Origin of the sequence: Streptomyces sp. NPDC058632 (assembly GCF_042717095.1) — a bacterium.
In the GTDB taxonomy this organism is placed as follows: Bacteria; Actinomycetota; Actinomycetes; order Streptomycetales; family Streptomycetaceae; genus Streptomyces.
The window spans coordinates 40,324-53,952 of sequence record NZ_JBHXQZ010000040.1 but is presented as its reverse complement, the minus strand read 5'-3'; the positions used below and the strand labels follow the sequence as shown (position 1 = coordinate 53,952).

General features: G+C 70.5%; 10 protein-coding genes and 1 pseudogene. 5 read left to right on the top strand and 6 right to left on the bottom strand.

The window, feature by feature from the left end; all coding sequences use genetic code 11:
• Positions 1 to 88: 88 nt before the first annotated feature.
• Positions 89 to 1,078 (bottom strand): alpha/beta fold hydrolase, encoded by a 990-nt coding sequence (locus ACFWVE_RS17455; protein WP_384014511.1) that lies wholly within the window; start codon positions 1,076 to 1,078, stop codon positions 89 to 91.
• 141 nt (positions 1,079 to 1,219) lie between these two features.
• On the opposite strand from ACFWVE_RS17455, the gene ACFWVE_RS17450 reads away from it, so the two are divergent.
• Positions 1,220 to 1,870: a helix-turn-helix domain-containing protein gene (locus ACFWVE_RS17450; protein WP_384014508.1), complete on the top strand. Its 651-nt coding sequence runs from the start codon at positions 1,220 to 1,222 to the stop codon at positions 1,868 to 1,870.
• A gap of 205 nt (positions 1,871 to 2,075) precedes the next feature.
• Here ACFWVE_RS17450 and ACFWVE_RS17445 read toward each other — a convergent pair whose 3' ends face one another.
• On the bottom strand, positions 2,076 to 2,885 hold the full coding sequence (locus ACFWVE_RS17445) for a formate/nitrite transporter family protein (protein ID WP_384014505.1): 810 nt from the start codon (positions 2,883 to 2,885) through the stop codon (positions 2,076 to 2,078).
• 373 nt (positions 2,886 to 3,258) lie between these two features.
• On the opposite strand from ACFWVE_RS17445, the gene ACFWVE_RS17440 reads away from it, so the two are divergent.
• From ACFWVE_RS17440 to ACFWVE_RS17425, 4 genes and pseudogenes are all read left to right on the top strand, one after another.
• On the top strand, positions 3,259 to 3,744 hold the full coding sequence (locus ACFWVE_RS17440; RefSeq protein ID WP_384014502.1) for a DUF4265 domain-containing protein: 486 nt from the start codon (positions 3,259 to 3,261) through the stop codon (positions 3,742 to 3,744).
• A gap of 333 nt (positions 3,745 to 4,077) precedes the next feature.
• Positions 4,078 to 4,532: pseudogene (locus ACFWVE_RS17435) on the top strand (oxidoreductase); the annotation flags it as partial.
• A 287-nt stretch (positions 4,533 to 4,819) separates the two neighbouring features.
• Complete coding sequence (locus ACFWVE_RS17430) at positions 4,820 to 6,214, top strand: MFS transporter (RefSeq protein ID WP_384014500.1); 1,395 nt, start codon at positions 4,820 to 4,822, stop codon at positions 6,212 to 6,214.
• The gene (locus ACFWVE_RS17425; protein WP_384014497.1) at positions 6,211 to 7,434 is read left to right on the top strand and encodes an FAD-dependent monooxygenase; all 1,224 of its coding nucleotides are present in this window, start codon (positions 6,211 to 6,213) and stop codon (positions 7,432 to 7,434) included. Before ACFWVE_RS17430 ends, ACFWVE_RS17425 begins: the two co-directional genes overlap by 4 nt.
• 83 nt (positions 7,435 to 7,517) lie before the next feature.
• Here ACFWVE_RS17425 and ACFWVE_RS17420 read toward each other — a convergent pair whose 3' ends face one another.
• The 4 genes from ACFWVE_RS17420 to ACFWVE_RS17405 all read right to left on the bottom strand — a co-directional run bounded on the left by ACFWVE_RS17420 (position 7,518) and on the right by ACFWVE_RS17405 (position 13,554).
• On the bottom strand, positions 7,518 to 8,210 hold the full coding sequence (locus ACFWVE_RS17420; protein WP_384014494.1) for a response regulator: 693 nt from the start codon (positions 8,208 to 8,210) through the stop codon (positions 7,518 to 7,520).
• Entirely contained in the window at positions 8,207 to 9,538 is a 1,332-nt protein-coding gene (locus tag ACFWVE_RS17415) for a sensor histidine kinase (RefSeq protein ID WP_384014491.1), read from the bottom strand. The genes ACFWVE_RS17420 and ACFWVE_RS17415 overlap by 4 nt, the downstream gene beginning before the upstream one ends.
• 7 nt (positions 9,539 to 9,545) lie before the next feature.
• Entirely contained in the window at positions 9,546 to 11,789 is a 2,244-nt protein-coding gene (locus ACFWVE_RS17410; protein ID WP_384014487.1) for an MMPL family transporter, read from the bottom strand.
• 886 nt (positions 11,790 to 12,675) lie between these two features.
• Positions 12,676 to 13,554, bottom strand: a complete 879-nt coding sequence (locus tag ACFWVE_RS17405) for a sigma-70 family RNA polymerase sigma factor (RefSeq protein ID WP_384014481.1) — start codon at positions 13,552 to 13,554, stop codon at positions 12,676 to 12,678.
• Positions 13,555 to 13,629: the final 75 nt, after the last annotated feature.

Sequence of the window (13,629 nt, the reverse complement as noted above, 5' to 3'; positions counted from 1 at the left end):
TTCGGCATCACCGCGCAGACCGCCACGCGCTACGTCACCGCCGCCCACCCCGGACGAACCGCCAAGCCGCCCAGGCAGCCTGCCTGGTTCAGCCCTGGAGGGTGGCGAGCCAGTCGGTCAGCAGGCGGTTGACCTCGTCGGGGCGCTCCTGCTGGATCCAGTGGCCGCAGGCGTCCAAGAGGTGGGAGGCCGACAGGCCGGGGAGGGTGGTGGGGTAGGCGTCGATGGCGTCGGACATCCAGGTGGTGGAGGCGTCCAGGGCGCCGCCGATGAACAAGGACGGCTGCTTGATCGGGGCTCCGCGGTGCGGGGCGAGTTCTTCCCAGTCGCGGTCCATGTTGCGGTAGCGGTTGAGGGCGCCGGTCAGGCCGGTGCGCTCGAACTCCCCGGCGTAGACGTCGAGGTCGTCCTTGCTCAGCCAGGCCGGGAGGACCCCCGTGGGGAAGCGGTCGCGCAGCCGGCCGCCGGCGCGGGCAACGAAGTGGGGGTCGGGCTCGCCCTGGGCGGGCATGGTGTCGGCGGACAGGGCCGCGTAGAAGCCCGCGAGCCAGCCCCGGACGTCGGGCTCGATCTCCGCCTCGGCGCGGCCGGGCTTCTGGAAGTAGGAGACGTAGAACTCCTGCTCGGGGCCGCCGATCTGGCCGAAGATGTCGGTCGGGCGCGGGCCGCCGGGCGGCGCGTAGGGGACGCTCAGCAGGCCGACCGCACGGAAGACCTCGGGGCGGAGCAGGGCCGAGACGGAGGCGATGTTGGCGCCCCAGTCATGGCCGACCACCACCGCGCTCTCCTCGCCGAGGGCACGCACGACGGCAACGTTGTCCTCCACCAGGTCGAGCATCCGGTAGGCGTCGGTCGCCTCCGGCTTGGAGGAACGGCCGTAGCCGCGCACGTCGATCGCCACCGCCCGGTAGCCGGCCTCGGCGAGGGCCGGGAGCTGGCGGCGCCAGGAGTACCAGGACTCGGGGAAGCCGTGGACGAGCAGGACCAGCGGGCCGGTGCCCTGCTCGACCAGGTGGAGGCGCCCGGCCGGGGTCTCGACGGTGCGGTGGCGGAGCTCGGCGGTCGGCTCGGGCTGCATGGGCTTCTCCTCGATTCGCGGACGGACGCGGCTACCCGTCGATCATGCGGCGTGGCACCCGACCGACGCGATCAGCCTTGCCCTTCTGGCAAACTCGCAGGACAGAACGGTGGAACGGCACGGCAAGAAGGAGCGGGAAAGGTGGCAGTCGACGACGTGGACGGCACGCCGGCCGCGATGGGGCCCCGGTTGCGGGCCGCGCGCGAGCACCACAACGCGACGCTCGCCGGTGTCAGCTGCGCGACCGGCATCTCGACCAGCACGCTGTCCCGGATCGAGACCGGCCGGCGCAAGCCCACCCTGGAGGTGCTGCTGCAGCTGTCGAAGGAGTACGGCGTCTCCCTGGACGAACTGGCCGGCACCGCGCCCGCCCCCGCGGCCGAGCCGCGCGCTACGGCGCCGCTGAGCTTCGGGGATGACAAGGCGGTGCTGCCGTTGACCCGGTACGTCGGCGGCCTGCACGCCCACAAGCACGTCCTGCCCGCTGTCGAGGGTCCGCCCGCACGACCGCGGCAGGTCTCCCACGAGGGCTACGAGTGGCTGTGCGTCCTGTACGGGCGGCTGTGGCTCGCGCTCGGCGACCAGGACCTCGTCCTGACTGCCGGGGACGTCGCCGAGCTCGACACCCGCACCCCGCATGGGGTGGTGAACGCCGGCTCCGGTGGGCCTGTTGAGTACCTGATCATGTTCGGGCCCCAGGGCGAGCGCCTACGGCTGCGCACCCCTCCGGCCGTCGGCCGCGGGAACCGCCGGCCGGATCGCGCCCAGGCCGGCCGCGAAGCGCAGCCGTAGGCTCCGGAACCCGTTCCGACAGGACAGCGAAACCGCGACTTGCGCGCAGGTTCGCGGCCAAGGGCCGCTCAGATTCCTGGAACTCGCGCGCTACCACCCGCTCCATGGACAAGGTCCAGGTCATCGACTCGGGCCTTCTTGGTCGTCTGGCCCGATGTGCAGGCCGCGTGCGTGGGCCGGGCGCCTCACGCCCGTCCGGCGGCCTTCAGGAGCCGGCTTCGGCCGGTGGCCCGCCCTCGTGCAGCACCGGGGCACTGCGCACCAGACGCAGTGCCGTCGTCAGCAGGAGGCCGCCGACGATGTTGCCCAGGACCGCCCAGGCCAGCCACACCAGCCAGTCCGCGTAACCGTATGCCGTCCTGCCGGTGTGCAGGCCGGCGAACGCGATCAGGGAGTCCAGGATCGAGTGCCACAGTCCGAGTCCGGCCAGGACGAACGCGGCGATGATCGATGCGGTGATCTTCCCGGTCATGGAATCCGTGCCGTGGTGCATACGGGTCATGAGCGTGATGACGCTGCCGCCCAGCACGGTCAGGCAGAAGGTGCTCAGTGTGTACCCCCCGTCGACGAAGTGTGCGCCCGTCGTGGCCGCGGTGCGGTGCAGGCCGGGGAATGCCTGCATGACGATCCAGGTGAAGACCCATCCGCCGATCAGGTTCATCACCAGGACCGTCGCCCACATCCGCGCCAGGTCGAGCCAGGTGGCCGCGCCGGCGATCACGGTGGCGACGGGCACCAGGAAGCCCTCCGTGAAGAGCTCGCTGTGGCCGAGCAGCAGGGCGATGAGCCCCACGGAGAAGGCCAGTCCGGCCAGCAGTTCACTGCCGGTCTCGTGCCGCACGAACAGCAATACCATGATGCCGACACCCACATCGATGCCGCCGAGCAACGAGGTGGCCACCAGCGATGTCCAGGTGCGGTGCAGCCGCGGCCGGCCCTCGGCCACGATTCGTTCCGCGGCCTCGGCGACTCGTCGTTCCCCGGGGCCCCGCATGATCTGGTCGTCCGGCTGCATGGTGGTTCCTCCGGTCCCGCGTGACCGCGGAAGCGTGTCGTCGGCCGCGTCGTAGAAGCGTTCCGGATGAATCTTCGGTGAGTCCGTCCCCGGATTCCGTCACCCACGCCGTCCCACCCGGCTCAGTTCGTGGAGGACCCGGAAACGGGTGTGGGTCGGCCGTCGCGGCTTGCTCTGGTCGACGGCACTGGCAGCGTGGCGGAGGCCGGTGGGAGTGCAGCGAGGCATACGCGTGCCTGGTCGGTCGGTGCACCCGCCGTCGTGGCCGGCTGTCGTCGGCTGAGGCTCAGACGACCCCGTATTCGGTTTTGAGTTGACGGTTCCGGTCACCCGCCTGCGGCCGGGCGCAGCAGGGCTGTGGATCCTGGGCACTATGAGGAATCCTGAAAGCCCTTATGTGGAGGTGCACTTCCGGCTTGAGAACGAAGACGACTGGCCCCCGGCGTCGGTTGAGAGTCCGTGGGCGGTCGACCAAGGCGACGGCACCGCACGGCTCGACAACATTCCTTGGTTTGTCCGAGGCATTGCCTGCGGGGACATCGTGGCCACCGAGCCCGACGAGGAGGGCGTGCGATGGGCCGGCGAGGTGGTTCGGCGTTCCGAGAACTGCACCATTCGCCTCATCGTGATCCGTGGCGGCGGCTCTGGAGCTGCACGACAGAGCGTGATCAACGCGTTTCACGAACTCGGAGTCTGCGGCGAGGGCATGGAACGGTTCCGCGCGGTCGCCCTGGACGTCCCGCCCACCGCCGATCTCACCAAGGTGCAGAAGCTGCTCAACCATGGCGTAGCCAAGGAGCGGTGGGACATGGAAGAGGGGTGCATCACCGCACAGTGGCGGGCTGCGTCCGTCGACTGAGGCCGTTCATACGATCCCACAGCTGGGCCGTTCCTGGGCCGTCCGACGTCGCTCGACAGTGGCCAATGGCGGCCAACGACGACCATCAGGCGCACCAACCCACCGCTCCTGACCGGCAAAAACCCAGCTCACCGAGATTTCCGGCAAGAACCGGGGCAAGAAGTCGCCTCAGGTTGCGTCCCGTGGCGGATCCGGCAGGTTGTGCCGCGCGTGACCGCATCCCCCGGCGCAGTACAGCGTCCGCCTGCGAGAGGTCTCCCCGCGCACAGTGAAGGGCGACGTCCACGACAGGCCCCGGTCGGGGAACCGCCGAGGGGACAGCGACTTCCCGAAGGTCTCCTGTACGACCTGGGCAGGCATGTGGTCGACCAGGCACTCGTCCTGTTCGGCGCGGCGGTGCGGGTGTATGCGGAGACCGACGTACGCAGGACGGGTACGGCGGCCGACGACGACATGTTCATCGCGCTCACCCGCGCGGGCGGGGTCCGCTCCCCCCTGTACAGGTCGGCGACGACCGCGCAGTTCGGGCCGCGGTTCCGGGTGCTCGGCCCGCGGGCCGGTGACGTCAAGCACAGCCCTGCCCCCCTAGAGGGCGGCGCTCTGTGCGGGCAGGCAGGCGGCGACCGAGCGGGGGTGGGGGTGGGGCCCGAGCCCTTCGGGGCACCGCCGGTGGGCCCGACCCGGTCCCGGCCCTCGGCGCGGCCGTCGCCCTCACCCTTGTGGAGGCGGCCCGCCGCTCGCCCGCCCGGGGCGTGACAGTTGGAGCCGGCTGCAGCCCAGGTCACTGAACTCCAGGTCAAACCCCGGCCCAAGCCGGCCCGTGGTGCGCAGGCACCAGGCACGTCAGTGGCTGGTGCCTGCGCACCAGGGGAAGACGGCGCCGGGAGACGATGCCCGGCCGGGACGCCGAAGGGAAGTGTGGGAGGCGCGTGAATCCCGCGCATTCCCCTTGTCCGAACGGTGTCTGGAGTGATCAACAGGTGGCGATATTTCTTTACCGGAACCCCTCCGTGCCCGGCACCGGGCCACAGAAGGCATTCGACCTCCCGGACGAGCGCCGATGAAAAGGGCTTCCGTGTCCGAAGCCGTGATTTCCCCGGTCCGCATCGGGAGGCCGGCGATCGGTGCCCTTGGCATCCTGGCACTCGCCCTCGGCACCCTGCAGTCAGTGGTGGAGCCCGCGCTCCCGCTGTTGCAACGTGAGCTGGGGGTGAGTCCCGGCGAAGGGGCATTGGTCGGCAGCACGTTGCTCATCACCGGCGCGGTCGTCACACCCGTCGCGGGCACACTCGGTGACCGCTATGGCGGAAAGCGGGTGCTGGTCCGGCTGATGGCCGTGGTCTCGGCCGGTGGTCTGTTGGCCGGCCTGGCGCCGAACCTGCCGGTGTTGTTGCTCGGTCAGGTGTTGCAGGGCGTCATGGTGGGTGCGCTGCCCCTCTCATTCATCCTGGTGCGCAAACACCTCACGACAGGAGAGTCACAGGCGGCGATCGGGCTGGTCGTCGCGCTGTTCACGGGCGGCGGCATGCTGGGAACGCTGTTTGCCGGGCCGATCGCGGAAGGACTGTCCTGGCACTGGATGTTCGCGCTGCCGACGGTCGCGATCATCGCGACGACGTTGGTCGTGACTCGGCTGATGCCGGATGATCCGCCGATCCGGTCGGACAACAGGATCGACTGGCCTGGCGTGGTTCTGCTGAGCGGCACGTTGCTCGCGTTCATGCTCGGGCTCGTGACGGTGACGAGCGCCGGCCTGCCGCCACTCGCGGTCGGTGCCCTCGCGGTGGTCGTGGCCGCCCTCGCGACCGGATGGGTCGTCGTCGAGCGCCGGGCAGCCGCGCCGATGGTCGATCTGCGCATGCTGGCAAAGCCCGCGATGTGGAATTCGTGCGTGCTCACCTTCGTCATCACCACCACTTTCGGGATGGTGGCCTTTCTGCTCCCGCAGCTGTTCGCGGTATCGGCTGACGGGTACGGCTTCGGAGCCGGCACCACCGACATCGGACTGTTCCTGCTGCCCGGCGCCATCGCCGGGGCGGTGAGCGATTCGGTCGGCGGGATCGCGGCGCGGCGTTTCGGTCCGCGTGCCGTGGTCGTCGTGGGCACCGTCGTCACGGCCGCCACGATGATCGCTCTGGCGTCGCTGCACACCGCGGCATGGCAGCTCGTCCTCGCGAAGGTGCTGACCGCGTTCGCCGCGGGCGTCGGTACCACGGCACTGCTCGCCGGCACCGCCACCGCCGTCGAGGCCCGGGACACCGGCATCGCCACCAGCCTGCTCGTGGTGACACGCGTGATCGGCGTCGCCCTGGGCGCCCAGGTCGCCGGCGCGATCCTCGACGCCGGGACCCACCCGATGACGGGCCTGCCGACCGAATCGGCCTTCGCCACAGGCTTCACCGTCGCCGGTCTCGCCGCCGCGTTGTCACTGCTCGTCGTCCGATTCACGAGAAATGGAGCCCAGGCATGACACCTACCGGTCCGTCGATGGACACGAGTACCACCGCGAAGCGCAAAGTTCTGATCTCCGGGGCCAGTATCTCCGGACCCGCGCTGGCGTACTGGCTGCACCGGTCCGGATTCGCGGTCACAGTGGTGGAGAAGGCGGGCGCACTACGCGGTGGCGGTTATCCGATCGACATCCGCGGTACCGCGACAGAGGTGGTCCGGCGGATGGGGGTACTGCCGCAGCTGCAGGACGCGCACATCGACTCGCGGCGCTGCACTTTCCTCGACGCCGATGGCGGTGAAGTGGCCTCGGTCGAGGCGCACGCCGTTGCCGGCGGTGTCGAGGGACAGGACCTCGAGGTGCGTCGTGGGGATCTGGCCACGACTCTCCACGCGGCGGTTCGCGACGACGTGGAGTTCCTGTTCGACGACTCCATCGACACCCTCGACCAGTCCGAGCGAGGGGTCGACGTTACTTTCCACAGTGGGCGACGGCGCGCGTTCGACCTGGTGGTCGGCGCCGACGGTATGCACTCGCATACCCGGGAGTCCCTGTTCGGTCCCGAAGAACGGTTCCACCGCTACCTCGGCTACTGCTTCGCCATATTCACCATGCCGAACACCTTCGGGCTCTCCCGCGAGCTGGTGATGTGGAACACCCCGGGGAGAGCCGCGGCCCTCTACGCCGTCGGGGACAACGACGAGCTGCACGCCTTCCTGAACTTCCACCAACCGGAACCGCCGTTCTACGCCCTCCGGAATCCCGACGCCCAGCGGGATCTGGTCGCCACTGTCTTCGCATGCGCGGGATGGGAGGTCCCCGGCATGGTCGACGCCATGCGCGACGCGGACGACCTGTTCTTCGACACGGCCGGTCAGATCCGCATGCCCCACTGGTCCAGCGGCCGCGTCGTGCTCGTGGGCGACGCCGCGTACGCCCCCTCGTTCCTCACCGGACAAGGCTCGAGCCTCGCGCTGGTCGGTGCCTACATGCTCGCCCACGCCCTGGCCACGAACCGGGACCACACCGCGGCCTTCGCCGCCTACGAACGCGATGTTCGCGAGTTCGTGGCCATGAATCAGGCACTGGTCGACAACGGTGCGGCCACGCTCTTCCCCACCACGGTGCGGGCCCTGGAACAACGCAACACCATGCTGCGTGACCTCGCCACCATGCCCTTCGCGACAGCACGACCGGCCCACTCGGCCCTTGCGCTGCCCAGATTCGCCCCGATGCGGTGATCTTGTCCGGCACGGGTTCCCTCTCCGGCAGCGGGGTGCGCGCGGCCGGCCGCGCGGAGCCGCCGGAGGGCCCCGGTGCCGGACTACGACGGGCGGTCGGTGCCGCCGGCGGGGGCGGCGTGGACCAGGCCCGTCCGGTAGGCGATGACGACGAGTTGCGCCCGGTCACGGGCCTCCAGCTTCGTCATGGCGCGCTGCACGTGGGCGCGGACGGTGAAGGGGCTGAGGAACATCCGCTCGGCGATCTCCTGGTTGGACAGGCCGGTCGCGACCAGAGCCACCATCTCGCGTTCGCGCGGGGTGAGCACGGCGAGCTGTTCGGGGTGGTGCGGCGGGGCTTCGTCCGGTGTGGCCAGGAAACGGGCGACCAAGGAGCGGGTCGCGGCGGGGGACAGAAGGGTGTCGCCGTCGGCGATCGTACGGACGGCGTCCGCCAGGTCCTCGGCCCCGATGCCCTTGCCGATGAAGCCGCCGGCCCCCGCGCGCAGCGCCTGAGCGACGTACTCGTCGGTCTCGTACGTGGTGAGGATCAGGATGCGGCTGGCACGCAGTTCCGGGTCCGCGCAGATCTCCGCCGTGGCGGTGAGACCGTCCACCTCGGGCATACGGATGTCCATGACCACCACGTCCGGGCGCAGCTCCCGGGTGAGTCTCACCGCCTCCCTGCCGTCACCGGCCTCGCCGACCACGGTGATGTCGTCGGCGCTGTCGAGAAGCATCCGGAAGGCACCGCGCAGCAGGGCCTGATCGTCGGCGAGCAGCACCCTGAGCGTCACGGCGCGTCCCCGGCCTCTCCGTCACCCGTCCGTCCGTCGCCTGTCGCTCCACCGGCCATCCGTCCCTCCTCGGTGTCTGTCACTCCGTCAGTGCTCCGTGTCGTGTCCTTGACGGGCGGGAGGGGCAGTTGGGTGGAGACGAGGAAACCGCCCTCCGGGCGCCTGCCCGCGGAGAGGTGTCCCCCGACCGCGGTGGCACGTTCACGCATCCCGATCAGACCGTAACCGGGCGGACGGTCCGGCACCGCGGACGCCCCCGGTCCTGTGGACGCGGTCGGCGCCGTACGGGCGCCCCCTCCGTCGTCGGCGACGGTGATGGTCACACGATCGCGGTTCCAGGCGAGGCACACCCGTGCGCTACCGGTACCGGCATGCTTGGTCACGTTGGTCAGTGCCTCCTGGACGATGCGGTAGGCGGTGAGGTCCACTCCCGGCGGCAGCGGCCTGGCCGTGCCCTCCTGGTGCACCGACACCTCCAGACCCGCGCGGCGGAAGGACTCGAGGAGCGTGGGAAGCCGGGACAGCCCGGGCGCCGGTTCGGCGGGCGCGGACGCGTCCCCGGACTGACGCAGCAGACCGACCGTGGCCCGCAGTTCGTCGAGCGCGTGGCCGGTGGTCTCGACGAGCTCCTTCAGGCTCTTGCGGGTCTGCTCCGGACGGGCGTCGAAGAGGTGGTCGGCAACCGTGGCCTGCGCGTTGGCCAGGGTGATCTGATGGGCCACGAGGTCGTGCAGTTCCCGGGCGATGCGCACCCGTTCCTCGGCCACTCTCCGGCGCGCCTCGCGGTCCCGGCTCTCCTCGGCCCGCCGGGCCCGCTCCTCCACGGCCGCCAGGTAGGCCCGTCGGTTCCGCACCGAGTGACCGAGTACGCCGGCCACCAGCGGGAACGCCGCCACCGCTCCCATCCTGCTCGCGTCCTGCCACGAGAGGTCCCCGGACAAGGGGGTGGAGGCGACCAGCAGGGCCGCGGAGCTGAGTGACACCGCGCTCGCCGCGCGCCGTTCGGTGCGCGCGGCGAGCGAGTAGGAGTAGGCGGTGATCACGGCGGGCGCCATGATGAGCGGGCTCAGCAGGAGGCCCAAGGGCTGCACCAGCACGCCGGCCGCGGTCGTGGCCACCAGGGCGGCCAGGGGCGCCCGGTGCCGCACCGGCAGCACGGCACAGGACACGACGGCGATGAAGTAGGCGGCGGCAGGCGGCGGTGACAGCGTGTCGTCGACCTGCACCACGCCGCCGAGCAGACAGAGCGCGAACCCCGTCGCCGTGATCGCTCCCTCCCGCCACCACGTGCCGCGTGGTCGCGGGCCACCGCCACCCGCGTTCGTCATGGCCGGCTCAGCCCCGGCCGGCGGGGAGCCGCCGCACCGCTGCGTCCGGCTCGGTCGCGGAGGCCGGGACATACCTGCTCAGTGTCTCACCCTCGATGTCAACATTCGGCAGCACACGGTTGAGAATACGGGGCAGCCACCAGGCCCGGTGGCCGAGCAGTGCCAGGACCGCGGGGGCGATCGCCATCCGGACCACGAAGGCGTCGAAGGCGACGGCGGAGGCCAGGCCGACGCCCATCGTCTGGATGGTCGGGCTGCTCATCCCGATGAATCCGGCGAACACACTGATCATGATGATCGCCGCCGCGGCCACCACACGTCCGCTGTGCCGGAAACCGTTGACGACTGCCTCGCCGGGGGACGCGCCATGGACGTAGGCCTCCCGCATCCGGGTGAGGAGGAAGACCTCGTAATCCATGGCGAGGCCGAACACTATTCCGATGATGAGAAGCGGCATCAGCGACATGACCGGCCCGGTCTGCTCGATGCCGACCAGGTCTGCCGCCCAGCCCCACTGGAAGACGGCGACGAGGACGCCGAAGGCAGCACCCACCGACAGCAGGAAGCCGAGCGCGGCCTTGATCGGGACCAGGACCGAGCGGAAGACCACCGACAGCAGGAGCACCGCCAGACCGATGACCACGGTCAGATAGGGGAGGAGGGCATCGGACATGGCTTCGGAAATGTCGATGTTCAGCGCGGTGGTGCCGGTCACCAGGATGTCGGCGCCCGTGTCGGCCGCGACGCCGGAGACCGCGCCCCGGATCGCGTGCACCAGGTCCTTGGTCTCGCCGCTGTTCGGCGCGGTCTGCGGGACGGCGCCGAGGACGGCCGTGTCCTTGGTCCGGCTGAGAACCGGATCACCGACCGACGCGACCCCGTCCACTGCCCGTACGGTCTTGACGACCAGGTCCGTGGTGGCCCGGGTGTCTGCGGACTCCGACGTGTCCACGACCACGGTCAAAGGGCCGTTGAAGCCGGGACCGAAGCCTTCTGACAGCAGGTCGTAGGCACGGCGCTGGGTGGTCTCCACCGGTTTGGACTCGTCTCCGGGCAGCCCGAGTTCGAGGCTCAGCGCCGGTAGGGCGACGGCGCCGAGACCGAGTACGGCGATCGCCAGCACGGCCACCGGCCGGCGCAGCACGAACCGCGCCCAGCGGGTGCCGAGCCCAGGACGGCCGGCCGCGGTGGGCACCGGGTGCGGGCGCTCGCTTCCCGGCCGGGTGGCCTTGCGGACGGCGCGGGACAGTATCCGCCGGCCGAAGAAGCCGAACAGCGCGGGGACCAGGGTCAGTGCGACGAGTACGGCAAGGGCCACGGCACCCGCGCCGCCCATGCCCATCTTGGTGAGTTCGGGGATTCCGACGACTCCCAGCCCGGCCAGGGCGATGATGACGGTCGCGCCGGCGAAAACAACGGCGGATCCGGCCGTTCCCACCGCCCTGCCGACGGCCTCCTCGGGCTCGCTGCCCCGGGCGCGCTCGTCGCGGAAGCGGGAGGTGATGAAGAGCGCGTAGTCGATGCCGACCGCCAGCCCCAGCATCAGCGCCAGGATGGCGACGGTGGACGTCAGGCCCAGCGGAACGGCCAGCGCGGAGACCAGACCGAAGGCGATGGCCACGCCCAGGAGGGCAGTCAGCAGCGACAGTCCGGCCGCGGCCAGCGACCCCAGGGTGAGGACCAGCACCACCGCCGCCACCACCACACCGATGATCTCCGTCGTACCGCCCGGTGACACTTCCGCATCCAGGGCCGAGCCGCCGATCTCCACGGTCAGCCCCGCGCCCCGGGCCTGGCTCGCGGCGTCCTCGAGGGCGCCCTTCGTCGGCTCGGTCAGGTCGACGGCGTCCGCGGTGTAGGTGATCGCGGAGTAGGCGATGGTGCCGTCCTCGCTGACAGCGCCGGTCTCATAGGGGTCGGTGATCGACGCGACCTGATCGCCCCCGTCCAGCGAGTCGAGCGTGTCCTCGACGGCCGCCTTGTTCTCCCTGGCCGTCACCCGCTGCCCGTCCGGGGCCTGGAACACCAGGCGGGCCTCGGCGCCCTGGGAGTTGCTCCGGGGGAAGCGCTCGTCCAGGAGGTCGAATGCCTTCTGCGACTCGGTGCCGGGCATGGAGAGGTCCTCTTCCTCCCCGGCCGGCGCCACGGCGGCGGCGATCCCGGCCAGCACCAAGACACCCAGCCACGTACCACTCACGAGCCGGCGCCGCCGGAAGGCCCACCGTCCGATCCGGTAAAGAAACGTCGCCACCTGTTGATCACTCCAGACACCGTTCGGACAAGGGGAATGCGCGGGATTCACGCGCCTCCCACGCTTCCCTTCGGCGTCCCGGCCGGGCATCGTCTCCCGGCGCCGTCTTCCCCTGGTGCGCCCGGACCAGCCACTGACGTGCCTGGTGCCTGCGCACCAGGCATTCACCGCAGGAGGCCGCACCGATGACGCACGGACTTCTCGCCATCTGTGACGCGTGCAGGAAACCCGTCGCCGATGGCGAAGGCGCTCTCTGGATCGACATGAGAGAGGTCGACGAGGACGAGGCGAGCGCGCATGGGGGCAGACCCTCCGTGTGCTCCTGCAATGGCGCCCATCCGCCCAGCGCTCGCTTCCAAGGCTCGGCATCTCCTCAACCGCTGAGAGAGGGTCCGGGCGAATCCCATCGGACGGCGTGCCCACAGCGTGCCCGTAAGACCGGTCAGCCACGGTCCACAGCGGCGCGGTCCTGCACGTTCGGGCGCCACACCGGGAGGCGTATGACCAGGTCAGAAGCCATCCGGCCGCCCAAGCGCCGTCGCTTCCCCAGCTGAGAGCGCGAGTCCGCTTCCCGTCACCCGCTCCAGGCTGAAGGTTCAGGTCAGCGACCTGGGCCCTGTTGTTATGTCTACCGATCAGCCGCCTCGTGCCAGATCCGTGCCAGAACGCTCCTCAGCGGCCTTCTGGGCAGCGGCGGCCCGAGCCTTCCGCACGGTGACATCGAGGCCGGTACCGGTGAGTGCGGCTATGGAAACCTGCACGATGCTCAGTGTCGGCGCACTTGCGAAGCACCCTCGAATCAGGAGGGAACGACCCATGATGAAATCGGCCAACTGATCCGCAGACCTTGCCCACGCTCGCCGGCCGCGCCTGCCTCGGTAGTGGCTCACCCAGGATGCGGCAGGTTGATCGATGCCAGCCTGGCCGGGTCGGTCACGACTGCGATGTCGGTGATCCGGCCGTCGGTGACGGTGAAGGCGACGACCGAGAGGGGGGTGCCGTCCTCGCGCCACGACATGATCCCCGGGAGGCCGTTGACAAGCACCGGCCGCCCCCGCGCGGCTGCGCCGGCGGACAGTTTCGCGCCGGCGGCGACCTCGGTGGCGCCGAGAGTGACGATCATGCCATCGGAGGTGTCGACGGTCCGCTTCACCTCGGGGTCGAGCACGCGCAGCAGCCCTTCGAAGTCACCCCGGCGAGCCGCCGCCAGGAAGACTCGGACCACCTCTCGCTGCTCCCGTCCGGCGACCGTCGGCCTCTTGGTCGCCTGCACCTTCCTGCGTGCGCGGCTGGCGAGCATCTTGGTGGCGTTGGTGGACTTGCCGAGGATCTGGCCGATCTCGTCGAACGGCACCGCGAACAGGTCGTGCAGCACGAACGCCAGCCGTTCGCTCGGCCCGAGCGCCTCGAGGACGACGAGGAGTGCGAGCCCGACCGAGTCGGCGAGCGCCACGTCGTCCTCGGGCGCAGGGCCCTCGTCGACCGTCACCACGAGCTCGGGCAGCCGGTCGTCGTAGGACGCCTGTGGGTGGGACTGACGCGAACGCAGGACGTCGAGACTGATCCGGCCGACCACCGTGGTCAGCCAGCCGGCGAGGTTGTGGATGGTCGCCGCGTCCTGGCGGGAGAGCCGCAGCCATGCCTCCTGGACGACGTCCTCGGCGTCGGCATGCGAGCCGAGCATGCGGTGGGCGACCGCGCGCAGCCGGTCGCGCTGGGCCTCGAACGCCTCGGCCACCGGGTCCGTCGGGTTGGTCTCGGACATGCTGTTACCTTCCTCGGCTCTGCTCCGTCATGGGTGATGACGTGCCCGGACGGGCGCAGGTAACCGATGCAGAGG